The sequence below is a fragment of the Klebsiella sp. JN_Kp127 genome (assembly GCF_040062505.1).
Taxonomy (GTDB): Bacteria; Pseudomonadota; Gammaproteobacteria; order Enterobacterales; family Enterobacteriaceae; genus Klebsiella; species Klebsiella quasipneumoniae.
Map to the genome: position 1 here is coordinate 19255 of NZ_JBEAHS010000045.1, position 15565 is coordinate 34819.

Sequence of the window (15565 nt, forward strand, 5' to 3'; positions counted from 1 at the left end):
ATGACAGACCTCCCGGCCAGCGTGCGCTGGCAGCTATGGATAGTGGCGTTCGGCTTCTTTATGCAGTCGCTGGACACCACCATCGTCAATACCGCCCTCCCCTCGATGGCCAAAAGCCTCGGGGAGAGTCCGCTGCATATGCATATGATCATCGTCTCCTATGTCCTGACGGTGGCGGTGATGCTCCCGGCCAGCGGCTGGCTGGCCGACCGGGTCGGGGTGCGCAATATTTTCTTTACCGCCATCGTGCTGTTTACCGCCGGATCGCTGTTTTGCGCCCAGGCCAGCACCCTCGACCAGCTGGTGATGGCCCGGGTGCTGCAGGGGGTCGGCGGCGCAATGATGGTGCCGGTCGGCCGCCTGACGGTGATGAAGATCGTCCCGCGCGATCAGTACATGGCGGCGATGACCTTCGTTACTCTGCCGGGGCAGGTCGGCCCCCTGCTCGGCCCGGCGCTGGGCGGGGTGCTGGTGGAGTACGCCTCCTGGCACTGGATCTTCCTTATTAACATCCCGGTAGGGATCGTCGGGGCCATCGCCACCCTCTGCCTGATGCCCAACTACACCATGCAGACCCGGCGCTTCGATCTCGCCGGCTTTGTGCTGCTGGCGGCCGGGATGGCGACCCTGACCCTGGCCCTGGACGGCCAGAAAGGGCTCGGCATATCGACACGCTGGCTGGCGGGACTGGTGGCCATCGGCCTCGCCGCCCTGCTGCTGTACCTTTGGCATGCCCGCGGTAACGCCCGGGCGCTGTTCAGCCTTAACCTGTTTCGCAACCGCACCTTCTCCCTTGGCCTCGGCGGCAGCTTCGCCGGGCGCATCGGCAGCGGCATGCTGCCGTTTATGACCCCGGTGTTTCTGCAGATCGGCCTCGGCTTTAGCCCCTTCCACGCCGGGCTAATGATGATCCCGATGGTGCTCGGCAGCATGGGGATGAAGCGGATCGTGGTCCAGGTGGTCAACCGCTTCGGCTATCGTCGGGTGCTGGTCGCCAGCACTCTGGGCCTGGCGGCGGTCAGCCTGCTGTTTATGTTTAGCGCCCTGGCGGGCTGGTATTACGTGCTGCCGCTGATCCTGTTTCTGCAGGGGATGATCAACGCCAGCCGCTTCTCCTCGATGAATACCCTGACCCTGAAAGATCTCCCCGACGATCTGGCCAGCAGCGGCAACAGTCTGCTGTCGATGGTGATGCAGTTGTCGATGAGTATTGGCGTGACCATCGCCGGGCTGCTGCTGGGGCTGTATGGCCAGCAGCATCTGAGCCTCGACGCCGCCGGCACCCATCAGGTCTTTCTCTATACCTATCTGAGCATGGCGGCGATCATCGCCCTGCCAGCGCTCATCTTTTCCCGGGTACCGGATGACGTCGGCAGTAATACCGTCATTCGTCGACGCAACAGGAGTGGATCGTGAAATTTTGGCGCCCGGGCATTACCGGCAAGCTGTTCCTCGCTATTTTCGCCACCTGCATCGTGCTGCTGATCAGCATGCACTGGGCGGTGCGCATCAGTTTCGAACGCGGGTTTATCGATTACATCAAGCGCGGCAATGAGCAGCGGTTAACCATGCTCAGCGACGCGCTGAGCGAGCAGTATGCCCAGCATGGCAGCTGGGCGTTTCTGCGCAATAATGACCGCTTTATCTTCCAGCTGCTGCGCACCTTCGAACGGGATAATGACGACCGCTCGCCGCCGGGGCACGCCATGAAGCCGGGGGCGATGGACGCGCCGGACGCCGGTCCGGACGGGCCGCCGCCGGATGGCCCCCCTGACGGCCCGCGCCCGAGGCCGGAAATGCCGCCCCACGGCTGGCGCACCATGTTCTGGGTGGTCGATCAGTCTGGCCGCGTGCTGGTGGGCCCCCGCGAGCGCGTGCCGGAGGACGGCAGCCAGCGCAGCATTGTGGTCAACGGCGTGGAGGTAGGGAGAGTGATCGCCTCGCCGGTGGAAAGGCTAACCCGCAATACCGACATTAACTTCGACCGGCAGCAGAAGCGCACCAGCTGGCTGATCGTTGCCCTTGCCACCCTGCTTGCCGCGCTGGCCACCTTCCCGCTGGCCCGCGGCCTGCTGGCGCCGGTGAAGCGGCTGGTGGAAGGCACCCATAAGCTGGCGGCGGGCGACTTTTCCACCCGCGTGACGGTGACCGGCGGCGATGAGCTCGGCCGCCTGGCGCAGGATTTTAACCAGCTCGCCAGCACCCTGGAGCGCAACCAGCAGATGCGTCGCGATCTGATGGCCGACATCTCCCATGAACTGCGTACCCCGCTGGCGGTGCTGCGCGGCGAACTGGAGGCAATTCAGGACGGGGTCCGGCGCTTCACTCCTGAGTCCATTCCCTCCCTGCAGGCCGAGGTCGCCACCCTCACCAAGCTGGTGGACGACCTTCACCAGCTGTCGATGTCCGATGAGGGCGCGCTGGCCTACCAGAAAACCTCGCTGGATATCATCACCCTGCTGGAGGTGGCCGCAGGCGCGTTTCGCGAGCGCTTCGCCGGCCGGCAGCTGAGCATTCAGGTGTCGCTCCCGGAGCAGGCGATGATCTTCGGCGACCGCGACCGCCTGATGCAGCTCTTCAACAATCTGCTGGAGAACAGCCTGCGCTATACCGACAGCGGCGGCTGCCTGCACATTACCGCCCGCCGCAGCGGACGGATGCTGGTGATCGACTTCGCCGACAGCGCCCCCGGGGTCAGCGATGAGCAGCTGGCCCGCCTGTGCGAACGCTTTTATCGGGCGGAAGGATCGCGCAACCGCGCCAGCGGCGGCTCCGGCCTCGGGCTGGCGATTTGCCTCAATATCGTAGCGGCCCACGGCGGCACCCTGCGCGCCGACCATTCGCCTTTTGGCGGGGTTAGCATTAAAGTTGAGTTACCTCTGGAACATGATTTACCGAGAGACGTATGACTGAATTGCCTGTAGATGAAAACACCCCGCGCATTCTGATCGTGGAAGATGAACCCAAGCTCGGCCAGCTGCTGATTGATTATCTGCAGGCCGCCGGCTATGCGCCTACGCTGATTAACCATGGCGACAAGGTCCTGCCCTACGTTCGGCAGACCCCGCCGGATCTAATCCTGCTGGATCTGATGCTGCCCGGCACCGACGGCCTGACGCTGTGCCGGGAAATCCGCCGCTTCTCCGACGTTCCGGTGGTGATGGTGACGGCGAAAATCGAAGAGATCGACCGCCTGCTGGGGCTGGAGATCGGCGCCGACGACTATATCTGCAAGCCCTACAGCCCGCGGGAAGTGGTCGCCCGGGTGAAAACCATTCTCCGCCGCTGCAAGCCGCAGCGCGACCTGCAGGCGCTGGACGCCCAGAGCCCGCTGATTGTCGACGAGGGGCGTTTTCAGGCCTCATGGCGGGACAAGCTGCTGGACCTCACCCCCGCCGAGTTCCGGCTGCTGAAAACCCTCTCCCAGGAGCCAGGGAAAGTCTTCTCCCGCGAACAGTTGCTCAACCATCTGTATGATGACTATCGGGTAGTGACCGACCGCACCATCGACAGCCACATCAAGAACCTGCGGCGCAAGCTGGAGGCGCTGGACGCCGAACAGTCGTTTATCCGCGCCGTATACGGGGTTGGCTACCGCTGGGAAGCGGACGCCTGCCGGCTGGCGTAGTTAGCCTTGTCCCGGCTCGCGCTGCGCTTAGCCGGGCTACACGTTCACCGCCCTCTGCAATCCGTAGCCCGGGTAAGGCGTTTACGCCGCAACCCGGGGGAATTCCATAGAGCCTATCCCACCAGGCGTTATTAGTGCTGTCAGTATGAGCACTGCCCAGGTTCAAAATGGCAAACAAATTAGCCATGCTGAAAGATACCCAACTGATATTTACTCCCCTTCGCCGCGGCGCTACAATGCCCGCCCTTAATGTGGGGACACTCCCCCAACTCGCCGCACCGGGTGCGGCGAATCTGACCTGTCATCAGAACGAGAACACCATGTTTAAACCAGAACTCCTTTCCCCGGCGGGAACGCTGAAGAATATGCGTTACGCATTCGCCTATGGCGCCGATGCCGTTTATGCCGGCCAGCCGCGCTACTCGCTGCGCGTGCGTAACAACGAATTCAATCACGAAAATCTGCAGCTCGGCATCAATGAAGCCCACGCGCTGGGTAAAAAATTCTATGTGGTGGTCAACATCGCCCCGCATAACGCCAAGCTGAAAACGTTTATTCGCGATCTGAAGCCGGTGGTGGAGATGGGTCCGGACGCGCTGATCATGTCCGACCCGGGTTTAATCATGCTGGTGCGGGAAAACTTTCCGGCTATGCCGATCCATCTTTCGGTGCAGGCCAACGCCGTCAACTGGGCGACGGTCAAATTCTGGCAGCAGATGGGGCTGACCCGCGTGATCCTGTCGCGTGAACTGTCGCTGGATGAAATCGAAGAAATTCGCCGCCAGGTGCCGGAGATGGAAATTGAGATTTTCGTCCACGGCGCGCTGTGCATGGCCTACTCCGGCCGCTGCCTGCTCTCCGGGTATATCAACAAACGCGACCCGAACCAGGGAACCTGCACCAACGCCTGCCGCTGGGAATATAACGTGGCGGAAGGCAAAGAGGACGACGTCGGCAACATCGTCCACAAATATGAGCCGATCCCGGTGCAGACCGTGGAGCCAACCCTCGGCATCGGCGCGCCGACCGATAAAGTCTTTATGATCGAGGAAGCCAAACGCCCGGGCGAGTACATGACCGCCTTCGAGGACGAGCACGGCACCTACATCATGAACTCGAAAGATCTGCGGGCTATCGCCCACGTTGAGCGCCTGACCCAGATGGGCGTTCACTCGCTGAAGATCGAAGGCCGCACTAAATCCTTCTATTACTGCGCGCGCACCGCTCAGGTTTACCGCAAGGCGATCGACGACGCTGCCGCCGGCAAACCGTTCGATACCAGCCTGCTGGAAACGCTGGAAGGACTGGCCCATCGCGGGTACACCGAAGGCTTCCTGCGCCGCCATACCCATGACGATTATCAGAACTACGAGTACGGCTACTCCCTCTCCGAGCGCCAGCAGTTTGTCGGCGAATTTACCGGGGAGCGTAACGGCCCGTTGGCGGCAGTGGCGGTCAAAAATAAATTCAGCGTTGGCGACAGTCTCGAACTGATGACCCCGCAGGGTAACGTCAACTTCACCCTCGAGCATATGGAAAATGGCAAAGGCGAAGCCATGCCGGTGGCCCCGGGCGACGGCTATACCGTATGGTTGCCTGTGCCGGATGACCTGCCCCTGCAGTATGCGCTGCTGATGCGCAACTTTACTGGTCAGACAACCAGAAATCCGCACGGTAACTAGTTAATTTGCGTTATTTTTTCACGATGTAAGGATATTAGAATCGGATCACATACCGTTTCGATCGAAACAGGTATCATCCATTTCGCTGAAAAACATAACCCATAAATGCTAGTTGTACCAGGAACCACCTCCTTAGCCTGCGTAATCTCCCTTACGCGGGCTTATTTTTTTGTCTCTCCTCCGGCCTTCGCTGGCGTCATGCGGTACACTTTATGCAACATTGAGCAATAAAGGTTCCCTTGATGATGTCTACGTTTACTGCCAGCTTACTGATCCTTAACGGCAAAGGTGCCAATGAACCGCAGCTACGCGAGGCGGTTAACCTGTTGCGTGACGAAGGGATCGATATTCACGTCCGCGTCACCTGGGAAAAGGGCGATGCCGTACGGTTTATCGATGAAGCCCTGCAGCTGAACGTTGAAACGGTGATCGCCGGCGGCGGCGACGGCACCATTAATGAAGTGGCGACGGCGCTGGTGGAGCGCGGCAGCAGGATGGCGCTGGGGATTTTACCGCTGGGCACGGCCAACGACTTCGCCACCAGCGTCGGTATTCCGCAGGATCTGGCCAGCGCCCTGAAGCTGGCGATCGTCGGCCGCGATGTGCCGATAGATATCGCCCGGGTTAATGATAAGACCGGCTTTATTAATATGGCGACCGGCGGGTTCGGCACCCGGATCACCACCGAAACGCCGGAAAAACTCAAAGCCGCGCTCGGCGGTGTCTCTTATTTAATCCACGGCCTGATGCGCATGGATACCCTGAAGCCGGACCGCTGCGAGATCCGCGGGGAGAACTTTCACTGGCAGGGCGATGCGCTGGTCATCGGCATCGGCAACGGCCGCCAGGCGGGCGGCGGCCAGCAGCTGTGTCCGGAGGCGTTGATTAACGACGGCCTGCTGCATCTGCGCATTTTCACCGGCGAAGAGCTGATCCCTGCCCTCTTCAGCACCCTGGCGAATCCGGAAAACTCGCCGAATATTGTCGACGGCGTCTCCTCGTGGTTTGAGATCACCGCCCCTCATGAGATGACGTTTAACCTCGACGGCGAACCGCTGACCGGCAAAACTTTCCGCATGGAGCTTTTACCGGCGGCCCTGCGCTGCCGGCTGCCGCCCGACTGCCCGCTGCTACGTTGATCAGGTTTCGCAAAGCAAAGACGGCGCCCGGCTGGTATACAGCAGCCGGGTTCGTTGATTGAGCCGCTGAATATTAAGGTAAAACGGTACCTGCGGCTGCAGGAAAAACTTGGGCAGGATGTTGTTAATATGCTTCTCCTGCTCGGTTTCGCCGATGCTAGCAGAGACGGTTTCCGATCGCAGGAAGTAGTGCTGGCCGTCGCGGGTAAAGCTAAACCAGATGTTCTGGTTGATGGTAAACGATTCACCCTGCGGCGGCGTAATCTCTCCCCGGACAATCACCAGCCCACGGGTGCTATCAAATACGAAGCGTAATGAAATATCGCCCTGATAACCTGAGTTTAATAGCCGCATCTCACCGCTGCACTGGAAATGATTGCGCTGCCAGTATTGCCAGGATTTTATCGTCATACCGCTTAATACTCCGATAAATACGATAGCGATTAACCATTTAATTTCACGCCGGCGCATTGACTACCTCCTTAATGTAATATTTGGTGAGGCATTGATTATCACGCCATTGACTAAATGGCTGACGGCAGCGAATCACCGACACCCGCGCTTGCCCGGGATAAAGCGTCAAATAAATCCATGGATATTCTTCGCATTCAAATTTACTGCGCTTGATAAAATTGACATGACGAACATGGTCAACTACGTCATTATTGGCAAAGAAGTGACATTATTGCGAAAATTTAGCAATTATGGGCGAATAACTTTGCAAATAAGATTCGAATTCTGTTTGCCACGCAACAAATCCACAAACCAGACAACTCAGCAGCGCCGCAAGCCCCCACAAAAGAGAGCGTCGCGGCCTTAACCGCTTTTTTTCGGGCAAACTCGCAGCTGCGACCTCCTTATGAACAGGCTCGTCAACGGGCGCTTGTGGCTCCTCCGCCGTCGGTGCCTTCTCTACATCGCGCGGCTGAGATTCCGTAACCGTTAATGTTGCATCCAGCCTGACGCCTACCCTCGGCACCGTAATAATAATATCCTCGTCTACCCCCAGCTCCTTAAATGCCCGACGTAACAGGGAAATATTCTGGTAAAAACCGTTGCTGGTTACCTGGGCGCCATGCTTTATCCACACTTTCTCAAAAAAGGTTTCGCGGGCAACAGTATTGCCATCATGCTGAATAAGCAGTAATAAACAGCGGCTGGCCGGCATATTTAAGGAAACCGTTTTCGTCTCGTCAGCAATAAGTATTAGAGCGCTACGCTGAGGAAAAAAGGCAATTCTTCCATTAATCGTATATATTTTTTCCATCCCGTTCTCTGAGAATAGTAATCACGTGGATGAGCGGCAGGGGGTACCCTACTATAAATAGGGTAATCCGCCATGACGTTGATGACATCTTAAGATTATTCGCAGGCGAGTTTACTCTATTACTCAGCAGATCTGGAGGCGTAATACGCAGTTTTTCCTTGTTATTAGTAAAGTTTAAATGAATTTACAGAACGGAATATTTTGTACTTCGAATTGAAATTGGCTATTTATTTCAAAAAAAAAAATAATAAATACAAGTTATAATTCGTAAAAGATGCACTCACACAACAGATACTTTCATTTTAGATCTAAATACCACATTTACATTAATAGACGATATTTATAACTATAACTACATATCGTTTCAAAGTTTTATCTATAAAATGGGCGCATTTCCCGCGTGACAAATGCGCCATAAAGCTTAGTATGCCGCCACCTCGCGCGCCATTTCGCGCGTATATTGCCGACAGGCGTTGACCAGCATCTGCGTATAGGCCGTCCGCGCCTCGCCGCTGACCAGCGCATCGACCGTCAGGGTTTCAAGGATCTTCCCGTACTGCATCACCGCCACGGTCTGGCATAAATGGGCAATAATCCCGAGATCGTGAGTAACCATCAGGTAAGTGAGCTTAGCCTCCTGCTGCAATTCTGCCAGCAGATTGAGGATCTCCGCCTGCACCGACACATCCAGCGCCGACGTCGGCTCATCCAGCAGCAGTACCTGAGGCTCAAGAATCAGCGCTCTGGCTATCGCCACGCGCTGCCGCTGCCCGCCGGAGAGCTGATGCGGATAGCGCTCGCGAAAGGCACGGTTGAGGCCAACTTTGTCCAGCAGCGCATTGATCCGCCGGTCGCGGTCGTTGATACGATGGATCTGCAGCGGCTCTTCGAGGATATCGCCAATGGTGTGACGAGGATGCAGCGATCCGTAGGGGTCCTGAAATACCATTTGCACCTGACGGCAGCGCCTGCGGCTAATTTCATGCCCTAAGCGCTGACCATCGATGGCCAGCGCCCCCTGCCAGTGGGTAAACAGCCCCGCCAGGCACTTGAGCACCGTCGTTTTACCGGAGCCGGACTCGCCTACCAGACCGTAGATCTCGCCGGGCTTAACGTGGAAACTGACGTCATACAGCACCTGGTTACGCTTCTCCCCCTCGCCAAACGCGAGGTTGAGATGTTGAACTTCAATCATCATCCGCTCCTTATTCCGTTAACCAGCTGGCCTGACGCTGCAGCACCGGCAGTATCGGGCGACGATGCTGCATATCCGGCAGCGAGTTAATCAATCCCTGAGTATAGGGATGACGGGCGTTATCGAGATCTTTAGCAGCGATGGACTCCACTACCCGTCCGGCGTACATCACCAGTACGCGGTCGCAGAAACTGCGCACCAGGTTGATATCGTGGCTGATAAAAATCAGCCCTAGCCCGCGCGACTGAACCAGGTCATCCAGCAGGCCAAGCACCTGCAGGCGCACCGACACATCCAGCGCGGAGGTCGGCTCATCGGCAATGATCAGCTCCGGGTCGGTAATCAGCATCATGGCGATCATGATGCGCTGCCCCTGTCCGCCGGATATTTCATGCGGATAAAGCTGATAAACGCGCTCCGGCTGGCGAATACGCACCACCTCCAGCACCTCCAGCGCCCTGGCTTTCGCCTCATCTTTGCGCCCGGGATGATGAGTAAGCCAGGCCTCGGCGATTTGCTTACCCACGCAGACCACCGGATTAAGCGAATATTTCGGGTCCTGCATAATCATAGAGATACGTTTGCCGCGTACGCCGCGCATTTGCGCTTCGCTAAGATGCTGCAGATCGAGGTCGGCAAACTGCATCCGGCTGGCGCTGATGCGGGCCTTTTTCGGATGCAGCTGCAGCAGCGCGCGCCCAACGGTGGACTTACCCGAACCGGACTCGCCGACAATCGCCAGCTTTTCGCGCCCCAGCTGGAAGGAGACGCCGCGCACGGCATGGGTCACCGCGCTGCCGTTAACAAAGTCGACGCACAGATCGCGCACGTCGAGCAGCGGAGCATTATTCACTGCGGGGATCGAGGATGTCACGTAGGCCATCTCCTAAGAAGTTGAACGCTAAGCTGTTGATCAGAATCGCCAGCCCCGGAATTGTTACGACCCACCAGCACTCCATCATATAAGTGCGCCCGCTGGAGATCATCGCTCCCCACTCCGGCTCCGGCGGCTGCGCGCCGAGCCCGAGAAAGCCGAGACCGGCCGCGGTCAGAATGATCCCGGCCATATTCATGGTGATACGGATAATGACCGAGGGCAGACACAGCGGCACGATATGGCGCCAGAGGACGCGGGACGATGAAGCGCCCTGCAGACGCACGGCGGAGATAAAATCGGCCTGGCGCAGAGAGAGCGTTTCGGCGCGCGCCAGACGGGCTATCGGCGGCCAGGCGGTAAGCGTGATGGCGATAACCACATGCTCCAGCCCCGGCCCTAAGGCGGCGACAAACGCCAGCGCCAGAACCAGACTCGGGAAGGAGATGAAAATATCGGTGACGCGCATCAGCACCATATCGACTTTACCGCCGAAATAGCCGGCGCTGACGCCCAGCAGCAGCCCGAGCGGACCGACGGTCACCGAGACCAGCAGCACGATATAGAGCGTGATGCGCGAGCCGTACACCAGGCGACTAAAGATATCCCGGCCAAACTCATCGGTGCCGAACCAGTGCTGCGCATTCGGCGCGACCAGCGCGCTGTTCAGGTCCTGCACCAGCGGGTTATAAGGCGCAATCAGCGGCGCGAAAATCGCCACCACCAGCAGCAGAAAGATAATTCCTCCGCCGATGGCCGTCAGCGGGTTGCGCGCCATTTTGCCGATAAACCCGACGGCCCGCGCCGCCGCGCGTTGCAGCCGCTGACGGCCTTCGCCCGCACCGCCCGAAAGCGGCGAATCCAGAGAAACGGTCATGATTTTGTCCTCGGGTCAAAGAATTGATACAGCATGTCGGAGAGCAGGTTGAGCATCACGAAGATCACTCCCACCAGCAGCACGCAGCCCATCACCGCATTCATATCGCCCAGCAGCAGGCTACCGGTAAGATAGGAGCCGAAACCCGGCCATGAGAAGACGGTTTCAATCAGCACCGCGCCTTCCAGCAGCGCGCCGTAGGCCAGCGCCACCACCGTCAGCAGCTGCACGAGGATGTTACGAAACGCATGGTTCCAGATAACCTGACGCTCGGTCAGCCCTTTCACCCTCGCGGTAATAATGAACTCCTGCGACAGCTGGGCCAGCATAAAGCTGCGGGTCATACGGCTGATATAAGCCAGCGAGTGAAAACCCAGCAGCGAGGCGGGAAGAATCAGATGATTAATGGCGTTCCAGAACACCTGTCCGTTTCCTGCCAGCAGCGCATCAACGGTCATCAGGCCGGTACGGCGCGGCACAATGCCGTCCAGACCGAGGTCTACCCGCCCGGCGCCGCCCACCCAGCCGAGCCAGGCATAGAAAACCAGCAGCCCCATCATTCCGACCCAGAAAATCGGCGTCGAGTAGCCCGCCAGGCTGATAATGCGTACCACATAATCGGAGAAGCTATTGCGTCGCGCCGCCGCCAGCACGCCCAGCGGAATTCCGAGACCCGCGCCGACGAGAATCGCCATCGTCGCCAGCTCCATGGTGGCCGGGAAGACGCGGATAATATCGTCCACTACCGGTTTCCCGGTCAGCAGCGCATTGCCCAGATCGCCGTGCAGCAGGTTGACGAAATAGATGCCAAACTGGGTGGCCAGCGATTTATCAAACCCCAGCTGCTGGTAAACCTGCTGATAGGTACTCTGGTCAGCATCCGGACCGACGATCGCCAGCACCGGGTCGATAGGCATGACGCGGCCAATGGTAAAGGTCAGCAGCAGCAGGCCGAACAGCGTAATCACCACCTGCAGCAGCCGTTTGGATAAGCGCCGGCCGCGTGAGCCGGGTGCAAGGATTGCGGTACTCATCCTTTCTCTCCTTCGCGGACTTTATAGACGTCACGCAGAAAAGTGGTGGCGGAGGGGTGCGGCTGATACTCTCGTACCTCGTTGCGCACCACCACGGAATCGACCATCTGCGAAAGCGGAATTAAAGCCGGAACCAGCTGGTCGTAGCGCGCCTGGATGGCCTGGTAGTCAGCCACCTGTTTTTGCGGATCGCGTTCCAGCAGGGCCTGGTCAATCATCGTATTGAGCTGCGGGTCGTAAAAACCGGTACGCCAGCCCTGAAAGTTGGTCAGACGCGCCTCATCGCTGTTATCCGGGTTATAGACCAGCGCGCGCAGGCTGGAGTGCGGATGCGGCTCCATTCCGCTGCCGCCGCGTCCCACCAGCAGGTCAAATTTACGCTCGCGCATCGCGCCGTAGATCTGGTTACCGGTGCCGTTGATGATTTTGGCGTTAATCCCCGCCTGCATCAGCGTCGACTGCACGGCGATAGCGATGTTAAGAAATGGCTGATCGGAGAGGACCCGCAGCGTGGTATCAAAGCCGTTGGGATAACCCGCTTCCGCCAGCAGCTTTTTCGCCCGCGCCACGTCCAGCTTATAGCCAGGGTCAGGCAGCGTAGACGGCATACCCGCCTTAATCGGTCGCTGGTGCAGCACGCCGTAGCCCGGCATCAGCGCTTTATTGATACCCTGGTAATCAATCAGATAGCGCACCGCTTCGCGCACTTTCGGTTGGGCGAAGTGCGCCTCTTTCATGCTCATCGCCACGTAGTACATGGTGCCGCGCTGCACCGCATCGACGGTCAGCTGCGGGTCGCTGCGCAGGGCGTTAATATCGGAAACCGCCATATTGTTGGCAATATCGAGGTCGCCTTTTTCGATCATCAGACGCAGGGTTTGCGACTCCTGGAAATGGCGCAGCACCACGCGGCTCATTTTCGCCTCGCCGCGCCAGTAGTCAGGATTGCGCTTCATGCGCAGCACATCTTTTGCCTGCCAGGTTTCCAGCGTAAACGGCCCGGAACCGGCTTCATGGGTGGTCAGCCAGCGGTTACCCCAGTCGTCATCCTGCTGGTGGCTTTGCACCGTTTTACTGTCCAGCACCCCGAGGTTGCCCAGCGCCGCCAGCGAGTAAATCACCAGCTGCGGATCGTTATCTTTGGGTAACTCGATTTGCACCGTGAAGCGGTCCGGCGCGCTGACCTGGCTGTCGATATTTTTCTTACTGAAGCCATAGGATTTCCATACCGAGGCCTGAGCCAGGTTGAGGTGCAGGATGCGCCGCATTGACCACACCACGTCAGCGGCGGTCAGCGGGTTGCCGGAGTGAAACTTAACGTCGTCGCGCAGATGAAAGGTCAGGGTTTTGCCGTCGGGGCTGATATCCCAGGATTTCGCCAGCGCGGGCCTAACGTCGGTGAGCTGTTCAGGGTCAAGCTCCACCAGCGAGTCGTAGAGGTTGACCACGATACCCACCACTTCGTTACCGGTCATCGCCGCCGGGTCAAGGGTGAGCAAGTTATTCATATTCATGCCGATGATGAGCTGATCGGGCGGCGTTTTCGCCACCGCCGCCCCGCTTCCCATCGACACGGCGAGCGTGAATAAGCACGCTGCCAGTAGGGAGGTTTTTTTCATATCTCTGTTTGCCTGTACTGTAGGGTACATGTTGCCGGATGGCGGCATTTTCGCCTTATCCGGCCTACCGGGCCGCAGACCCGATAAGCGCAGCGCCATCGGGCATTTATTTTTTTGAATCAGTCGTGGCTAACGGTATTGGCTTCGATATACGCAAAATTAATGTCTTCGCCGAGGCCCGGACGTTGTGACAAATGCACAAATCCCTGGTCATCCATCGGGTCAACGATGCTATTGAGATAAGCCGCCGGTTCATCGTAGTCGAGGAACGGATGCAGCAGGCCGCGCTCGTACCAGCGGCAGTTGCGGATCGCGCCGACCACCGCCAGGCTTGCCGCGCCGTTGCCGTGGACTTCGCAATCCATGCCGAAAGATTCCGCCAGCGCCGCGACCTTCATGGTCGGGGTAATACCGCCCACGCCGTTAGCGCCGGCGCGCAGAATGTCGCAGGCTCCGGCTTTCACCCATTCGGCGCGCATGTGGTGCTTGCCGCCGAAGCTCTCCGGCCCGACGATGGGGATCGACAGGTTTTCCGCCAGCCATGCGTAGGAGGACATCGAATCCTCCTCCATCGGTTCTTCAAACCAGGCGAAATTGAGTTTTTCCAGCTCTTTGCCGATCCACAGCGCCTCGGCGCGGCTGTACCAGTGATAGCCGTCAATCATCAGGTCAATATCCGGCCCTACCGCTTCGCGCACCGCCGCGCAGGCTTTAATATCCATTTTGGGATTGGGCGCAAAAGAGATTGGCGGCATCCAGGTGTGCAGCTTGATGGCCTTGTAGCCGCGGGCGACCAGCTTTTCGGCAAAGGCGGCATACTCCTCCGGGGTCGACAGACCACCCGGCAGATCGTCGCCGCACATCGTGCTGCCGTAAGCCGGGACGGTGTCGCGATAGCCGCCGAGCAGCTTGTAAACCGGCATCTTAAGGCTGCGGCCTATCAGATCCCACAGCGCCTGTTCAACAAACGACAGCGCGCGCTCCGTTAGCTGATGTGCACTACCGCGCTGCCAGTGGTTAAGATCCTGCCAGATACGCTCGCGGTTAAACGGGTCCTGCCCCACCAGCACTTTGCGGAAAAAAGTATTCACCACGAACGGGCGCACGACTTCCGGAGGCGCAAACGAAAAACCCTGCGCCCCATCATCAGCGGTGATGGTCAGCATCGCCATTTTGGCCATGCTTTCAGCCCCCGGATGGGAGTGACCGGCGCTGTCGGAAACCCGACGTGTGGGATACTGGAAAACGGTGACATTCACAGATTCAATTTTCATGCTCAATCCTTATCACGGCCAAATCCGATCGATAGAAGCAAATCGGCAAAGTGGTTTCACATTATTGAAAATACGTTTCAATATCTAATCTAAGCACAATTACGTAGCAGTGCCTCGGACAAACACCGCTAAGCAAGGCAATAAATTTGGGCATTGGCACAACAAGACGTGACTGTTTTCACAAAAGATGAGTGAAATGTGAGGCGGATCGGCATGGAGAAAAAAGGGCGTGAGCGCAGAAAAGAGAGTGACCGACCGTGTACATCCCGGGATTTTCTGCGCTCACGAAAGCGTGAGTTATGCGACCGCCTCTGGCTCGGCGGTGAGGGCTTCCACCAGTTCAGGCAGCGCCCGGTAGCGGCCAGCGGCGGCCTGAAAACGCGCGTGCTGGCTATCTTCGGCAATCACCACCGTAGGAATACCCGCGGCCTGAGCCGCGCAAAAGCCGTTGAAGCTGTCTTCGATCACCAGGCACCGGCTGGCGTCGAGATTAAGCTTATCCAACGTCGTCAGATAAACCGCCGGATGCGGCTTGCCCTGTGCTTCATCATCCGCGCTGGAGATCACGTCAAAATAGTGCCACAGCGAGAGCTTGTTCAGCACGGCGGCGATAACCTGCCGGGACGAGGAGGTCGCGAGCGCAATTTTATAACCGGCATGGCGAAAATAGCGTAACGCCTCATGCACCCCGCGCATCGGCTCGCCTTCGGCGGCGATCAGGCCGGTAATGCGCTGCAATATGGCGTCTTCCAGCAGCGACGGGGCAACGTTAAGCTGAAAATAGCGGCACCAGGTGCCGGCGATCTCATCGAGGCGCTTGCCTTTGGTCAGGGTTTCGCACTCCTCGACGCTCGCCGTTGCCCCCCACTGCGCGAGGGCGTCGATTTGCGCCTGCCGCCACAGGCTTTCGGAATCAATAATCACGCCATCCATGTCAAAAATCACTGCCTGAATACTCATCATTCACCTCATTAAG

At 58.4% G+C, this 15565-nt stretch carries 13 protein-coding genes and 1 pseudogene; 5 read left to right on the forward strand and 9 right to left on the reverse strand.

The window, feature by feature from the left end; all coding sequences use genetic code 11:
* The 5 genes from ABLV04_RS17245 to yegS all read left to right on the forward strand — a co-directional run bounded on the left by ABLV04_RS17245 (position 1) and on the right by yegS (position 6449).
* Positions 1-1416, forward strand: a complete 1416-nt coding sequence (locus ABLV04_RS17245; RefSeq protein ID WP_023290395.1) for an MFS transporter — start codon at positions 1-3, stop codon at positions 1414-1416.
* On the forward strand, positions 1413-2909 hold the full coding sequence (baeS, locus tag ABLV04_RS17250) for a two-component system sensor histidine kinase BaeS (protein WP_348815961.1): 1497 nt from the start codon (positions 1413-1415) through the stop codon (positions 2907-2909). The genes ABLV04_RS17245 and baeS overlap by 4 nt, the downstream gene beginning before the upstream one ends.
* A complete protein-coding gene (gene baeR / locus ABLV04_RS17255) occupies positions 2906-3628 on the forward strand; it encodes a two-component system response regulator BaeR (protein ID WP_023290397.1) in 723 nt (240 codons plus the stop codon). Before baeS ends, baeR begins: the two co-directional genes overlap by 4 nt.
* A gap of 320 nt (positions 3629-3948) precedes the next feature.
* On the forward strand, positions 3949-5310 hold the full coding sequence (yegQ, locus tag ABLV04_RS17260; RefSeq protein ID WP_130952845.1) for a tRNA 5-hydroxyuridine modification protein YegQ: 1362 nt from the start codon (positions 3949-3951) through the stop codon (positions 5308-5310).
* A gap of 242 nt (positions 5311-5552) precedes the next feature.
* Complete coding sequence (gene yegS, locus ABLV04_RS17265) at positions 5553-6449, forward strand: lipid kinase YegS (protein ID WP_023290399.1); 897 nt, start codon at positions 5553-5555, stop codon at positions 6447-6449.
* Here the strand turns inward: yegS and ABLV04_RS17270 are convergent, their stop codons facing one another.
* From ABLV04_RS17270 to ABLV04_RS17310, 9 genes and pseudogenes are all read right to left on the reverse strand, one after another.
* Positions 6450-6920, reverse strand: coding sequence for a hypothetical protein (locus ABLV04_RS17270; protein WP_004103758.1), 471 nt, complete (start codon positions 6918-6920; stop codon positions 6450-6452).
* Positions 6907-7716 (reverse strand): annotated as a pseudogene (locus ABLV04_RS17275) (winged helix-turn-helix domain-containing protein). Before ABLV04_RS17275 ends, ABLV04_RS17270 begins: the two are co-directional and overlap by 14 nt.
* Before the next feature lie 421 nt (positions 7717-8137).
* A complete protein-coding gene (locus tag ABLV04_RS17280; protein WP_348815963.1) occupies positions 8138-8911 on the reverse strand; it encodes an ABC transporter ATP-binding protein in 774 nt (257 codons plus the stop codon).
* 10 nt (positions 8912-8921) lie between these two features.
* Entirely contained in the window at positions 8922-9785 is an 864-nt protein-coding gene (locus ABLV04_RS17285; protein WP_214632608.1) for an ABC transporter ATP-binding protein, read from the reverse strand.
* A complete protein-coding gene (locus tag ABLV04_RS17290; RefSeq protein ID WP_004103766.1) occupies positions 9757-10662 on the reverse strand; it encodes an ABC transporter permease in 906 nt (301 codons plus the stop codon). Before ABLV04_RS17290 ends, ABLV04_RS17285 begins: the two co-directional genes overlap by 29 nt.
* Positions 10659-11696 carry an ABC transporter permease gene (locus tag ABLV04_RS17295; protein WP_049592941.1) on the reverse strand — a complete coding sequence of 346 codons (1038 nt, stop codon included), beginning with the start codon at positions 11694-11696 and terminating at the stop codon, positions 10659-10661. Before ABLV04_RS17295 ends, ABLV04_RS17290 begins: the two co-directional genes overlap by 4 nt.
* Entirely contained in the window at positions 11693-13315 is a 1623-nt protein-coding gene (locus ABLV04_RS17300) for an ABC transporter substrate-binding protein (RefSeq protein ID WP_348815965.1), read from the reverse strand. The genes ABLV04_RS17295 and ABLV04_RS17300 overlap by 4 nt, the downstream gene beginning before the upstream one ends.
* 119 nt (positions 13316-13434) lie before the next feature.
* Positions 13435-14589 (reverse strand): mandelate racemase family protein, encoded by a 1155-nt coding sequence (locus tag ABLV04_RS17305; protein ID WP_004175129.1) that lies wholly within the window; start codon positions 14587-14589, stop codon positions 13435-13437.
* A gap of 297 nt (positions 14590-14886) precedes the next feature.
* Entirely contained in the window at positions 14887-15549 is a 663-nt protein-coding gene (locus ABLV04_RS17310; RefSeq protein ID WP_348815983.1) for an HAD-IA family hydrolase, read from the reverse strand.
* Between the last annotated feature and the right edge of the window lie 16 nt (positions 15550-15565).